Raw genomic sequence first — 14,309 nt, 5'->3', positions numbered from 1 at the left:
GATCAAAATGAATGCACCAGCGACATTGACCAAGCCAGTGGAATTTTCATTGCCAATAAAAAACTATGATGAATTTTATCGCTTTTATTTAACCGAGCATCGTAGTATCGCAAGTCGCCGTTTACATGTGGCGGGGAGTTCAGTTGGTTTATATTTCTTTAGTAAAGCGATTCGTCAGCGCAAAGCTAAATATTTGGCTTATGGTTTATTGTCGGGTTATGCCTGTGCATGGGTTGGGCATTTCTTCTTTGAACATAATAAACCTGCAAGTTTTAAACAGCCGCTTTTTAGCTTTATTTCGGATTGGCGGATGTTATCCGATGTTGCACGTGGACGTTTGAGTTTGGTTGATCGCCAGTTTGATCAGATAGATTCTTGAGTTGGATCGGCACTAAAAAATAATCAGAGTTAAAACGACGTAATATGTCGCCTAGCTGCTTCGGCAGCTTTTTATTCGTTCTGATTTTCATCGTTTAAAAGTGACAACACACAACCTCTCTTTAAATTTCCGAATAGAAAATATAATCTGATGTGAACTTACTTATAGTGAAATTCTAATGCGCGGTGTTTACCTCATTACCAATGATGATCCTCTCCAATTATTACTAGAAAAATTAAATGCAGCATTGGGGACAGGGCATATTGCCATTTTGCAATATCGCCGTAAAAAAGTAGCGAAATTAGATCAACCAACCGAAGTCGAACAAATCAAAAGCCTTTGTGAAAAATACCAAGTTCCTTTTGTGATTAATGATGATTTGGCTATGGCGGAAAAATTTGGTTTAGGAGTTCATCTTGGGCAGTCAGATGGAGAGATTACCGAAGCGACTCAACGCTTAGCGCAAGATGTCATTATTGGGCGTACTTGTCTCAACTCATTAGAGCTGGCGGATAAAGCAATTGCTGAAGGTGCTACTTATGTGGCTTTTGGTGCAGTATATGCAACGGCAACTAAGCCTGAAGCAGGAAATGTTGGCATTGATGTCATTCTGCAAGCCAAACAAAAATATCATGTACCGATTTGTGCAATTGGTGGTCTAACTGTAGAAAATTCTCAAGCGGTGATTGATGCTGGGGCGAGCCTTTGTGCGGTGATTAGTGATATATTAGGGCGATCAACAGCCGAAATTCCTGCTCGTGTAGACGCATGGGCCAAGTTATTTGCATAATTTTTCATTCGCCTTGTGGAACTGTAGTCGTTCCTCATTTTCGATTTAGGTTGAGTCTTTTATGAGTTTATCTCCAAAGCAAGAACAGTTATTTAAACAAGCAAATAAACATATTCCGGGCGGTGTAAATTCGCCTGTACGTGCATTTAACGGTGTTGGCGGTACGCCTGTCTTTATTGAAAAGGCAAAAGGTGCGTACTTATGGGATGTAGATGGCAAGCGTTATGTCGATTATGTTGGTTCATGGGGACCGATGATTTTAGGTCATGCGCATCCTGATATTATCCAAGCAGTCCAAACTGCGGCTGAAGATGGTCTGAGTTTTGGTGCGCCAACAGTTCATGAAACCACTTTAGCGGATACGATTTGCGACATCATGCCTTCAATTGAAATGGTTCGTATGACCAGTTCAGGTACAGAAGCAACCATGACTGCGATTCGTCTAGCTCGTGGTTATACAGGTCGTGACAAAATCGTGAAATTTGAAGGCTGCTATCACGGTCATTCAGATTCATTATTAGTGAAAGCAGGTTCAGGCTTGCTGACTTTAGGCGAGGGCGAACCAACATCGAAAGGTGTGCCAGCCGATTTTGCTAAACATACACTTACTTTACCGTATAACAATATTGAAGCTTTAAAGGAATGCTTTGCTAAGTTTGGTCATGAGATCGCTGGCGTAATCATTGAGCCTGTAGCGGGTAATATGAACTTAGTCACACCAATTGAAGGCTTCTTACAAGCGATTCGCGATGTCTGTGATGAATACAAATCTGTGTTTATTATTGATGAAGTGATGACAGGTTTCCGAGTTGCTTTAGGCGGCGCTCAGTCGGTCTATAACGTAAAACCAGATTTAACCACTTTAGGGAAAATTATTGGTGCAGGTTTACCTGTTGGTGCATTTGGTGGTAAACGTGAAATCATGGAATGCATCGCACCTTTAGGTGGTGTCTATCAAGCAGGAACATTGTCAGGAAACCCATTGGCAATGCGTGCGGGTATCGCCATGTTCAAGCATTTACGCGAACTTGATTTCTATGCAAAACTTGCTGCGCAGTTAGAAAAATTGTTGACTGGTTTACAAGCTGCAGCAGATGAAGCGGGTATTCCATTTAAGACCCAACAAGTCGGTGGTATGTTCGGTTTGTATTTCACCGATCAAGAGGACATTACCAGCTTTGATTCCATGTTGGCGTGTGATGTCGAAGCATTTAAGAAATTCTTCCATGGCATGTTAAAGCGTGGAGTTTACCTTGCGCCATCTGCATTTGAAGCAGGATTTATTTCGTCGATGCATTCAGATCAGGATATTGCGGAAACGATTCAAGCAGCAAAAGAAACTTTTATTGAAATGAAATAATGCTGTGATGCCTACATAAGCCCGATTTGTTCGGGCTTTTTTAATGGAATAGATTTAGATTGATCTGAATAAAAATAGACCTTAATCGATTTAAAATAATCAATGATTGGAATGCAATCTTAATGAGTTCCCAGTTATTTGTATGATAAACCTCAACTACGAACAGCAAAGTTAAATAATCTTTACTGTACCGCAAGATAAAATAATGCTTGAATAGTAAACTATATTTGCGCTTATCTTTAGCTGTCCAAAAGCCTTAACGTTTTGGCTTGCGCAAGCTATAGATGGCGCTTCTATGGATCATATTTTAAATAAGCTTTTGATAAAAAACTCATAGGAATGGAGTAACAATGAAAACTAAACATTATTTAACTGCGGCGGATGTGGAAATTCTGGTTGATGCAGCATTGCAATATGCAACAGAACATAGCTTTAATGTCAGCATTGCAGTTGTTGATGACGGTGGAACACTGTTGATGATGAAGCGTATGGATGATGCATCGGTATTATCGACACAGATTTGCCAAGAAAAAGCTCACTCTGCTGCGGTCAGTCGTAGGGCAACCAAAGTATCAGAAGATCTGATTCGCGATGGTAAAATCGGCTTTTTAACGGTTAATGCAGCAAAAGGCATGTTAGAAGGCGGTGAGCCAATTGTCTATCAAGGGCAGGTTGTCGGGGCTGTTGGTGTTTCAGGGGTACAATCTTTTCAAGATGCAGAAATTGCTCAGTATGCGATTCAACAATTTTTAGGGAAACAGGCCTAAATTATCGTTTAAATTCGATTCTGGATGAAATATCGAGAGAAACACGAAAAAAATCAGTAAAAATACGTGTCATGCATTGTAATTCAGCGCCAAGCTTTTTATGATTGCCCGCTTGTTTTCATCCAGTCGTTGGAAAGCTACCTTGAATGATTTTCTAAGTGAACATTTGATTCATCGTGATGAAGATTTTATGGTCATCCACAAACCAGCAGGCTTACTCACCGTGCCGGGGAAAACCGCTGATTTACAAGATTGTTTGATCAATCGTTTATTAGAATTAGAAGCAAAAACGTTACTTATCCATCGTTTAGATCGAGATACTTCAGGTATCTTAGTGTTTGGCTTATCTAAGTTCGGTCAAAGCACCATTTCACGTCAATTTCAAGATCGTCAAACCTCAAAAATTTATCAAGCATTGGTGGCAGGGCATTTACAGGGTCAGGGCACGGTCGATATTCCTGTGATTTATGATCCAACTCGTCCACCACTTCATATCGTCGATGCCTCATATCACAAACCTGCATTAACCGAATGGCAAGCGATTGAGCATTTTGAAATCCAAGGGCAACCTGTTACACGTGTCAAACTAACGCCAATTACAGGGCGTTCCCATCAGCTTCGTGTGCATATGCAATATCTAGGTCATCCGATTCTTGGCGATACTTTATATGCCACAGCAGAACAGCAACAGCTTTATGCGCGTTTATGTTTACATGCAACGCTATTGAGCTTTGCTCACCCTAAAACAGGCGCAACACTCACTTTTGATTGTGCTGTGCCGTTTTAGCAGTAGATTTTTTGATTAAACAGGATATAGAGCACGCCATTTGAGCTTGCTTTATGTCAAAATATTGGGGTTATTAGGTGGTTCAATCACACCATAATACCAAACTTAAAACTACATAAAATAGCTTAAACTTTCGTCGGTTTAACGCATACAATATGTAGGCTAACATGAAATAAAGGTGGAATAAATTGCAGCAGTTTGCTATTGGTCAACGTTGGTTATCAGATACAGAAACTGAACTTGGTTTAGGTGTTCTTATTGATGTAGATGAACGTTCTATCAGCATTTTATTTCCAAAAAGCGATGAGACCCGTGTTTATGCACGCAATAACGCACCTTTGTCTCGGATCATTTTTAATGTAAAAGATGAAGTTCAAGACCAAGAAGGCGTTAAATGGATTGTAGAGTCCATCGAAGATCGTCACGGTGTATTGCGTTATGATGTGATTCGCAGCCTAGAAAATGGCGAACAAGAGCGTAAATCTCTGAACGAAACGCGTATCGGTGCGCAAATCCAGCTTTCAAAACCATTAGAACGTCTGTTAGCCAGTCAGGTCGATTACAAAGAATGGTATGACCTTCGCATTGAATCTATGCTGTTGCAAGCCCAAATGCACACCAGCCCATTACGTGGTTTTCTCGGTGCGCGAGTGGGGTTGATTCCGCATCAACTTTATATCGCGCATGAAGTCGGTAAGCGTTTTGCACCACGTGTTTTGTTGGCTGATGAAGTAGGTCTAGGTAAAACCATTGAAGCTGGTTTGATTATGCATCAACAACTTAAAACAGGGCGTTCTGAGCGTATCCTGATTTTAGTGCCTGATTCATTGCAATATCAGTGGATGATTGAAATGCGTCGCCGTTTCAATTTGCAATTCTCCTTATTTGATTTGACCCGTACGGCTTCGATCAAAGAACATGATCCTGATCTCAATCCATTTTTAACTGAGCAATGCATTATTGCCAGCGTAGATCTGATGGTTGACCATGAAGATTTACGCGAACAAGCCATCGAAGCTGGTTTTGATTTGCTCGTGGTCGATGAAGCACACCATTTAATGTGGAGTGAAGAAGAGGGCGGCAATGATCGTTATGATCTGGTCGAAGAACTTGCAGAACAAACGGCGGGTGTATTATTGCTTACAGCGACACCTGAGCAGCTTGGCGTAGAAAGTCATTTTGCCCGTTTACGTTTGCTCGATCCGCAACGTTTTAGTAGCTTAGAGCGTTTCCTCGATGAAGAAGAAAAATATCAACACACTGCAAAAGTTGCAGAAGTGTTGATGTCAGATGATGCATTGACTGAAGAGCACCTTGCGGCACTGGAAAGCTTATTGGGTCATCGTATTGATGATCAGCCTGAACAGCGTATGCGCGCTATTCATGAATTATTAGACCGTCATGGCACAGGTCGTATTTTATTCCGTAACACCCGTGAAGCGATTCAAGGCTTCCCTGGACGTGATTGTCAGCCAGCACCATTGCCAGCACCAGAAGGTTGGTCAATGGATGGCAAAATGCGTGAGCAAATGTGGCCAGAAGAAGGTCAACTTGATGGCGCATGGATGGAAAGTGATCCGCGTGTATCATGGTTGATGGAAGTGCTACGCAAAGATTTAAAACACAAAAAAGTGTTATTAATTGCACGTAGTGGGCCTGTGGTCGAAGCACTCGAAAATGTCTTACGTTTACATGCTGGGATTCGTACGGCGATGTTCCATGAAGGCATGAGCTTATTGGAACGTGACCAAGCGGCGGCGTATTTTGCTGAGGACAGTTATGGCGCTCAAATCCTGTTGTGTTCTGAAATTGGTTCGGAAGGGCGTAACTTCCAGTTTGCCAGCGATTTAGTTTTATTTGATTTACCTGCAAATCCTGATGTGCTTGAACAACGTATTGGTCGTTTAGATCGTATTGGTCAAGAAAATCGTATTCAAATCCATGTGCCATATTTAATCGGTACAGCGCAAGAACGAATGTTCCGTTGGTATAACGAAGCACTGAATATTTTCAGTACGATTTCACCGACAGCGCAAACTTTGCAAGAAAACTTCATTATTGAGCTTAAAGACTGTTTGTTGGCGGATCAAGGTCAGACCTTTGAAGATTTACTTGAAGAAGTTAATGTTCAACGTCAAGCATTGGAAACTGAGCTACAAGCGGGTCGTGACCGTTTGTTAGAATACAACTCGTGTCGTCCGATTGTGGCGCAAGGGATTGTACAAGCACTTGAAGATTATGATGACAATACGACATTGCCAATGTTCGTAAAACGTTTTATGTCATCGACCAATATTGATTTTGATGAGCAAAGCAATGGTACTGTGATCATCAAACCAACTGATCAGATGCAAGTTCAAGGTTTAACTTTAGACGAAGAGGGTATGACCGCAACCTTCTATCGTGATCAGGCACAGATCCGTGAAGACGCGCAATACTTGACGTTGGAACATCCATTTATCGAAAGTATGATGGAAATGATCCGTACTCAATCGTTTGGTAGTACCAATGTTGCATTGCTCAAATCCAATGCTCTTAAACAAGGTTCAGTTTTGCTTGAGGTTTGGTTTAAGGTGGAAGTGATTGCACCGAAAGCATTAAATTTGCCTTCAAGTTTGCCTAAGCAATTGCTTCGCGTATTGCTCAGTGAAAATGGTCAGGATCTATCTGCCAAAATTGATCCAAGTATATTGCGTCCTTACTTACATCATTTAGACGGTAATAGTTGTCGCCAAGTGGTGAAAGCGCGTCGTGATGTGATCGAAGAGCGTTATGCGCAAGCATTAGAAATTGCCAAGACTTCTTTACCAGAGCTGACTCAACAAGCCAAAGAACACTATAGTAATAAATGGCAATATGAAATCGAGCGTTTAACCTATCTTAAACAGTTCAATCCAAGTATTCGTCAAGATGAAATTGAACGTTTACAAAAGTTCCAGCAAGAAGGCTTGGGTTTATTGGATGGTCTTTCTGTGACACCAGAAGCGATTCAAGTTTTGGTTGTGGTTAAACCTTAAATTTAATCGTTTCAATAAAAAAACGAGGGTATTTCCCTCGTTTTTTTATGCTGAGATAAAATTATTTTTGGTCAATATTGGCTTCCAAGAACCATAAATATTGATCTAAATCTTCCAAAGCAGCATGGATAATATCTTCCGAAATTGGATCTTGAATTTCATCAATCATGCCACGCAAATGATTTGCCACTACACCATAGCGATCTGCCAGTTCTTTTAAGTGATCTTGTACAGCGTGTATAGCGACTGGATAGGGTTTTAAATGCGAGCTTTCAGCAACGGTTTGAGTCGTTCCCAATGCAGTTCCACCAATTTGGACTGCACGTTCTGCAACATTATCCAAATGCGTAATAAGCGAAGTACGGAACATATCTAACATTTCATGAACAGCGATAAAGTTACTTCCTCGCATATTCCAGTGTGCTTGTTTGGTCAGCAATGATAAATCAATAAGATTGGCAAGAATTTGATTGAGTATTTTTACGGTGGCTTCTTTGATCGAGTCGTCTAAATTATTACGTGTATAAACTTTTAAAGTTTTAGCTGCTGAAGAACTCATAGTTACCTCATTCAATTATAGTAGGGTGAAACGAAGTGAATAAAACGTTTATTTCAACTTTAGCCTACGCCTAATGATGGGGGACTGTGTGTTTTAATTTTCTATGCTTTTGTAATACTTAAACTATAAAAAGAGGGCAAGTATTTAATATTCAAATACTTACCCTTTTAGAATTGTAATTTAGAGTTCTTAGATGCCATTTATCTTAGACTGGCTTCATCCAAGTGGCGAGCACCTTCCAAAATCATACGAATCATCACCATGGTTTGCTCTGCAACTTCTAGACGTTGTTCGGCAGGCAGATCAAGAACTTTTGCTCCCATATTGAAAACCAATTGGGTGATGGCTTTCGCTGCAATATCCGCATGGCTGATTTTGCTGTTATTCATTTGCTCTAAACGAATCAAGTCTTCTTGTAATTCTTGTTGGAAAAAAATCAACTGGCGATCAACTGCGGCTTTATAAGAGGTCGAACCCGTATAGCTTTCACGAAGTAATAAACTGAGATTGCCTTCATCGGCATCGAGTTGTTGAATAAACACTTCGACTGAGCTACGGATAATACTTTGTTGCATTATGGCTTTTAATCGCGCTTCACGAATAATTTTACGCAAAACCAAGCCTGCTCGATCAATTAAGGCAATTGCAAGTTCATCAATATCTTTAAAATGACGATAAAAACTATTCGGCGCAATCGCTGCTTCACGTGCAATCTCTCGAAGACTGAGTGATGAAATGCTTTTTTGTGGACCGATTAAATTTAAGGTTGCTTGAAATAATTCTTCTTTGGTAATCGTCGCTTTTCGCCCAACAGTACGGATGGGTTGTTTAACTGGATTGACATCTTGTTGCGCTAATGTGTCATGAGTTGGTGCTGTCAAAGAAGAATGAACCATTGTTGTCAAAATATAAGTGAGCTAGTTCAGAGTATAGCGGTTGTCTGTGAACTTGTGAAACACAAATTATTATACACATGTATATATACAAATATATATACATGTGTATAATAATTAAAAAACAACCAGAGTACCTGCTCATGTATGCAACCGAAAAGAGAAATTCTCTATTCAATTCATTGGCTCAAAGCGTAATGAACAGCCATGACGCCAATTTTTGGTTACAGAAGATCAATCCGCTATGGTCGATTAATCAACCCTTAGCCAAAGTTGTAAAAAAACAAATCGTGGCAAAAGATACCGTGAGTCTTATTTTGCAGTGCAATCGTCATGTGCAGCGTGGAGTAGCAGGTCAGCATCATCCGATTACAGTTGAGATCGCTGGGCGTCATTACGAACGTACTTATAGTCTGATGCAATTGGATGAAGATAATCTTTGTTTAACTGTTAAAAAGGTTGATCAAGGAATCGTGAGCTCTTGGTTGGTTGAACAAAGTAAAATCGGAGATATTCTGTATTTCGGACAACCATATGGCGAAATGCAACGCCGTCATATTCAAACCCCTCATTTATTACTTCTCGCGGCAGGTAGTGGCATTACCCCGATGTTGAGTCTGGTTGAAGACCTTTGTCAGTCAAAACAACTTGTGCGTATGCCTGTTCAATTGATGTATTGGGTGAAAACGCATGAAGATGCAGCTTATGCTGAATATTTAAAAGAAGTTGCTGAAAATTTTCCGAATTTTAGTTATCAAATTTTTTATACCCAACAACAAGATCAACGCTTAAACCAAAGCCATGTTGAGCAATTCACGACTTTAAGTGAAACGACAGTATATGCATGTGGGCCATCAGGATTTGCAGCGACAGCGGAAACATTGTTTGCAGATGCGGCTTCGATTCAGACAGAAGCATTCAGTTTGAGTCAATTTGATGTTGATGCAAATGATACAGGCTTTATTAATGTTCGGTTGACCCAGTCCAATAAGACGGTAGCAATTCCAAAAGGCCAATCGATTTTAGCCAGTTTAGAACAGCAAGGCATCAAGCCAAATCACGGCTGCCGTATGGGTATTTGTAATAAATGCGCGTGTAGCAAAGCGCAAGGTGCAACCAAAAATCTTCTGAATGGTTCAGCAAATCATGAACCTGCTCAGCTATTAAAAATTTGTGTAAATTCGGCTCAATCAGATCTTGTGATTGATCTATAAGCGAGAAAATGATTATGAATATGCTTGTTAAAATTGAATATTTTAAAAATCCTAAAAACCGTGATTTGACTGCCGCAGAGTTAGATGATTTTGCGCGAGAGCTGGATCAAATCAAACAAGAGGTCTTGAATGATTTAGGTGAAAAAGATGCCAAATATATCCGTCGTGTCTATTCTTCTATTCGTTATAGCAGCATATTAGGGCGTGCTTTGTTATTCGCTGGTTGGTTTCCGCCGGCATGGTTATTGGGTACAGGTTTATTGGGCTTTGCCAAAATCATGGAAAATATGGAACTTGGCCATAATGTCATGCATGGACAATACGACTGGATGAATGATCCAAAATTCAATGGTCAGACCTATGAGTGGGACACTGTAGGAACATCAGACAATTGGAGACAAACGCATAACTTTAAGCATCATACCTATACCAATGTGAAAGGAATGGATGATGATGTTGGCTATGGTGTGTTTCGTCTGTTTCCTGAGCAACGTTGGTCGAAACTTACTTTAATTCAACCTTTGTACATCGTGCCATTTAGCTTGTTATTTCAATGGGGGGTTGCGATTCAAAATCTTGAATTAGGTAAAGTGATTTACAAGCGTAAATCAGTCGCGCAATTAAAGCGTGAATGGCAGCCAGCGCAAAAGAAAATCATGAAGCAAATGTTCAAAGACTATGTGTTTTTCCCATTGATTGCAGGGCCTTCGGCAATTCCTGTTTTTGCAGGTAACTTGGTTGCCAATGGGATCCGTAATGTTTGGACATTCAGTATTATTTTTTGTGGTCACTTCACCAAAGATGTGGAAGTTTTCCCCAAAGCTATTTTACAAAATGAAAGCCGTGGACACTGGTATATGCGTCAGATTCGTGGCTCATCCAATTTAACGGGTTCGGAAGCGTTTCATATTTTGACAGGTCATTTAAGTCATCAGATTGAACATCATTTATTTCCAGATATTCCTGCACGTCGCTATCGCCAAATTGCACCGAAAGTTCAGGCTGTCTGCGAAAAATATGGCTTAAATTATAATAACGCGAGCTTTGTGAAACAGTTCGGTGAAGTGGTTGGGCGTATTTTTAAATATGCATTGCCGTTTAAGAAGTAAATTTTTGAACATAAAAAAGCCCGAGTTTAATTGCTTCGGGGCTTTTTTTTATTTAAAAATCAAAAGATGTTTGTAAGAAGAAAGTACGTGGCTGTCCCACGTATTTACCGCCCGTTGAGTCAGATGAGCGAGTAAAGTATTGTTTATCGAATACATTTTTCACTCCTCCAGCAACTTTTAAACCTTTCAGTTGATGACTAAAATCATAACCCGCCCTTACTGCAAAAGTTGAATACCCCGGAATGTCGCCAATACGACCATCTGCGGTTTCTTGTGTCTGATAAACATCACCAGAACCCGGAGCATGTTGTTTTGATTGCGCAAACATGTCTGCATTAATTGACCACTGATCAACTTGAAACGCTAAACCTAGGTTACCTATGTGTCGTGAATAATAGGGTAAATCTTTGCTTTCAAACTTGCCTGCTTCAGAAGTTGCTTTGGTAAAGGTATAGTTACTATAGACTTTAAGACCCTCTAAAGCATCAGCGAGTTGACCAAAATCATAACTGATCCCAGTTTCTATTCCTTTATGGCTGGTTGCACCTAAATCTGTCCAAATCCCTGTACCAATATTATCAGGGCGCTCTAAGAAAAGTTCTTTATCGAAGTCTAAATAAAATACGGTTAATTCGGCACTGAGGCCATTACCTAAATATTTGGTACCAATTTCATAGTTTTTTGACTTCTCAGGATGTAAGCCATCAAGTGTTGAAAAAGCTGTATTTTTACCATCAACAGTTTTCGTCGTGACAAGTTGATTATATTGTTGTGGTCCAAATGAAACGCCTGCATTGGCAAAGATATTCCAGTTCTCATTGGCTTTATAAAGTACAGAAAGGCTTGGTAAGAACTCTTCTGATTTGATTTTTGGATTGATCGTGTTGGTTGGTATGCCATTGCTATATGCGGTGAAGTTATTATGTGTATCAATTGATTCAAATCGAAGGCCTGGAGTGATCACCCAATCTCCGATGCCAAATCGGTTATCGATATAAATCGCATGTGCTTTGGTGCCACCTTCACTGGTTGTGTTTGCAATAGGCTTACCAGGACTTCCTGTAGCGGTGTCATATTGTGAGCGTCCTGAAAACTCAGAGCTTTCTTCTTGTAAATAACGATAACCCACGGTCACTTCGTTATCCATACTTGCCCATTGATAGGCACGTGAGTAACGCGGCTCAATACCAAAGTATTTGTAATCACGCGGTGAGCTGCTGAGCGTACTTGTGCCTTTATTGCCAATTGATTCTAAGTCACTGGTACGAAATGAATCAACGTAATAACCCAAAAGTTCAAAATTATTCAGGTCATCTTTGTGGCTATATTTCACTGAAATATCAGATCGACGCCCTGCGAAATAATTGCGACTTTGATTAGATTGATAAGGATTTTCTACAAACTTTTCGGCAGTTAACCCTTCGGGCATTTCTCCACGCCCTTCATAGTGATGCAGGTTAATGGCAATTTGATCTTGGTCAGTCCATTGGTAAGCTGTTTTTAACATGACATCATCAATGTCAATATTATTATTTGCTTCCCTATATCCATCTCCTTTTGTCCCAGAATAAAGTAAAGCTAAACCTAAACCATTGTCCAATGTTCCACCGAGGAAAAGATTTGGGGTGTATTTAAGTTGATCTGTACCCGTTGCAAATTCTGTGGTTAAGCCAACTGAGCCTGAAAACTCCTGTGGAATGGCACGTGTTGTAAAGTTAATGATTCCACCCACGTTTTGTGGTCCAAAACGAACAGAACCTGCACCGCGAACCACATCTACAGATTCAATATTACCCATTGATACTGGAGCTAAAGATAATTGTGGTTGACCGTAAGGAGCGACTGCAAGTGGGATACCATCCATTAATACAGTTGAACGAGGGGATAGGCGCGAGGTTAAACCACGTACGCCAATATTCAAGGAAACATCACTTCCACCAGTACCATTACTGTCTTGGACTTGGACTCCAGGAATCTGTTTTAAAGCGTCGCGGATAGAGGTTGTTGCGATTTCATCGAGTCGGTTTCGATCGATAATGGTACGTGCACCTGCATGTTGCAGTACTTTTTCTGCATTTGCTTCCTCTAGCCAGTTACCTTGTGCTTGAATGGAAATTGTTGCAAGCGTTTGCGTTTCAGCTTGTGGTGCTTCATTGGCAACTGCGGTATGACATATGCCACTGAGTAATGTTGTGATAGCGAGACTTAGAGAAGAGGGCGGAAATTTTACTAAACAGGCGGTAGAGTAAGATGTAAATTTCATAAGGCTAGAAAATGGTGTAAATTTACCGAATATTAATCTTTTATTACACAAAATGAAATAATAACTATTATCATTTATAACAATTGTATGGCTTGGGTTTATTGTTTTTATGGGAGATATTTTAGTCCAATATATCTAAAAAAAGCCGTGCTTGAGCACGGCTTTAGTGAAACTGACCTTATTATTTAAACTGAATCGTTCCATTGGCATTGACAATAATTTTAGATTCGCCTGCTGCCATATCTTGTGCAGGAGCTGCTTCTGCCATCGCTGCAAATTTTGGCATCGCACCACGCATAATTGGCTGCGGGAAATAATTACTGGTATTTAGGTTTAGATTAACAAGATTATATTGCGCTTTATTCCAAGCTTGGCTAATGGCTTGCGCACGTTGTTGGAAACTTTTAGACGCTTCAATCATCAATTCATTTTCAACTTTTTTACGCTGTTCATCAGACACTGTAAAGTTGATGGATTGAGTTTGGAAATTTTGTTGTAACTCACTAATCAACTGGCTGGCTGCTTTAAAGTCTTTACTCTCGATTTGGATTTCAGCGCGACCACGCCATTCTTTGAGTTTTCTGCTGTCATTGTCATAAACTGGATAGGTACTTTGTGCCCCCGTTTCTACTTTGACTTGTGAGTATTTACGAGAAACAGCTTGTGCTTGATTCATCAGTAGATTGATTTGATTTGAAAGCTCAGCAGGTTGTTTATGGCTTTTCTCAATATAGAGAACAGCTCGCATTTCATCATTGGCCACTTGACGTGAAGCATCGGCTTGAATATTGACAATGTTATAGTTTATTTTTTCTGGCTCATGGGCAAAAAGAGTTGGACTCAGTGTTGCTCCAAGCATCATGGTCATGAGAGCTAAAGTACGCATAAAAAATCCTTGGAATTTAGTATCAAAAATTTATTTTTACATGTTCGATATTAAAAAGAAGTCATGGAAAATATCTGCACATTTTGTGGGGTATTTGTAATATCTTGATGCTCTCTTGCAACGAAGAAAAAATAAACAAATATTTTATAAATCAATGCATTGGCTTGTAATATTTGACCATTTATCTAAAAATAATTGTCTGGTTAAAAAAAGCTTACTTTCTTTCGCTTGTCACATAGTATGATGATAATTCATCATACTTAATTGAAAGAACTTTTTTTTCAA

Annotated in this window: 12 protein-coding genes; 8 read left to right on the top strand and 4 right to left on the bottom strand. The window is 39.9% G+C overall.

Going from position 1 to position 14,309, the window contains the following annotated elements:
- The first annotated feature begins 7 nt into the window (after positions 1 to 7).
- The 6 genes from MMO38_RS04665 to rapA all read left to right on the top strand — a co-directional run bounded on the left by MMO38_RS04665 (position 8) and on the right by rapA (position 7,100).
- On the top strand, positions 8 to 379 hold the full coding sequence (locus tag MMO38_RS04665; protein ID WP_005197803.1) for a DUF962 domain-containing protein: 372 nt from the start codon (positions 8 to 10) through the stop codon (positions 377 to 379).
- Positions 380 to 557: 178 nt separating this feature from the next.
- Positions 558 to 1,169 carry a thiamine phosphate synthase gene (gene thiE / locus MMO38_RS04660; RefSeq protein ID WP_241322736.1) on the top strand — a complete coding sequence of 204 codons (612 nt, stop codon included), beginning with the start codon at positions 558 to 560 and terminating at the stop codon, positions 1,167 to 1,169.
- A 61-nt stretch (positions 1,170 to 1,230) separates the two neighbouring features.
- Positions 1,231 to 2,529, top strand: a complete 1,299-nt coding sequence (hemL, locus tag MMO38_RS04655; RefSeq protein ID WP_241322735.1) for a glutamate-1-semialdehyde 2,1-aminomutase — start codon at positions 1,231 to 1,233, stop codon at positions 2,527 to 2,529.
- 350 nt (positions 2,530 to 2,879) lie between these two features.
- Complete coding sequence (locus MMO38_RS04650) at positions 2,880 to 3,296, top strand: heme-binding protein (protein WP_241322734.1); 417 nt, start codon at positions 2,880 to 2,882, stop codon at positions 3,294 to 3,296.
- 142 nt (positions 3,297 to 3,438) lie between these two features.
- Positions 3,439 to 4,083, top strand: coding sequence for an RluA family pseudouridine synthase (locus tag MMO38_RS04645; RefSeq protein ID WP_241322733.1), 645 nt, complete (start codon positions 3,439 to 3,441; stop codon positions 4,081 to 4,083).
- Between the two features lie 188 nt (positions 4,084 to 4,271).
- The gene (rapA, locus tag MMO38_RS04640; RefSeq protein ID WP_241322732.1) at positions 4,272 to 7,100 is read left to right on the top strand and encodes an RNA polymerase-associated protein RapA; all 2,829 of its coding nucleotides are present in this window, start codon (positions 4,272 to 4,274) and stop codon (positions 7,098 to 7,100) included.
- Positions 7,101 to 7,161: 61 nt separating this feature from the next.
- Here rapA and dps read toward each other — a convergent pair whose 3' ends face one another.
- Together dps and fabR are read right to left on the bottom strand one after the other, a co-directional pair.
- Positions 7,162 to 7,659: a DNA starvation/stationary phase protection protein Dps gene (gene dps, locus MMO38_RS04635; protein WP_241322731.1), complete on the bottom strand. Its 498-nt coding sequence runs from the start codon at positions 7,657 to 7,659 to the stop codon at positions 7,162 to 7,164.
- Between the two features lie 200 nt (positions 7,660 to 7,859).
- Complete coding sequence (fabR, locus tag MMO38_RS04630) at positions 7,860 to 8,555, bottom strand: HTH-type transcriptional repressor FabR (protein WP_241322730.1); 696 nt, start codon at positions 8,553 to 8,555, stop codon at positions 7,860 to 7,862.
- Between the two features lie 140 nt (positions 8,556 to 8,695).
- Between fabR and MMO38_RS04625 the strand changes: the two genes are divergently transcribed.
- Complete coding sequence (locus MMO38_RS04625; RefSeq protein WP_241322729.1) at positions 8,696 to 9,766, top strand: ferredoxin reductase; 1,071 nt, start codon at positions 8,696 to 8,698, stop codon at positions 9,764 to 9,766.
- Positions 9,767 to 9,780: 14 nt separating this feature from the next.
- The gene (locus tag MMO38_RS04620; protein ID WP_241322728.1) at positions 9,781 to 10,875 is read left to right on the top strand and encodes an acyl-CoA desaturase; all 1,095 of its coding nucleotides are present in this window, start codon (positions 9,781 to 9,783) and stop codon (positions 10,873 to 10,875) included.
- A 52-nt stretch (positions 10,876 to 10,927) separates the two neighbouring features.
- Here the strand turns inward: MMO38_RS04620 and MMO38_RS04615 are convergent, their stop codons facing one another.
- Together MMO38_RS04615 and MMO38_RS04610 are read right to left on the bottom strand one after the other, a co-directional pair.
- Positions 10,928 to 13,138, bottom strand: coding sequence for a TonB-dependent siderophore receptor (locus MMO38_RS04615; RefSeq protein WP_241322727.1), 2,211 nt, complete (start codon positions 13,136 to 13,138; stop codon positions 10,928 to 10,930).
- A gap of 181 nt (positions 13,139 to 13,319) precedes the next feature.
- Entirely contained in the window at positions 13,320 to 14,024 is a 705-nt protein-coding gene (locus MMO38_RS04610; RefSeq protein ID WP_241322726.1) for an SIMPL domain-containing protein, read from the bottom strand.
- Positions 14,025 to 14,309: the final 285 nt, after the last annotated feature.

It is taken from the genome of Acinetobacter sp. NIPH 1852, from assembly GCF_022549455.1.
Classification (GTDB): domain Bacteria; phylum Pseudomonadota; class Gammaproteobacteria; order Pseudomonadales; family Moraxellaceae; genus Acinetobacter.
This window is presented reverse-complemented; position numbering and strand designations above follow the sequence as displayed.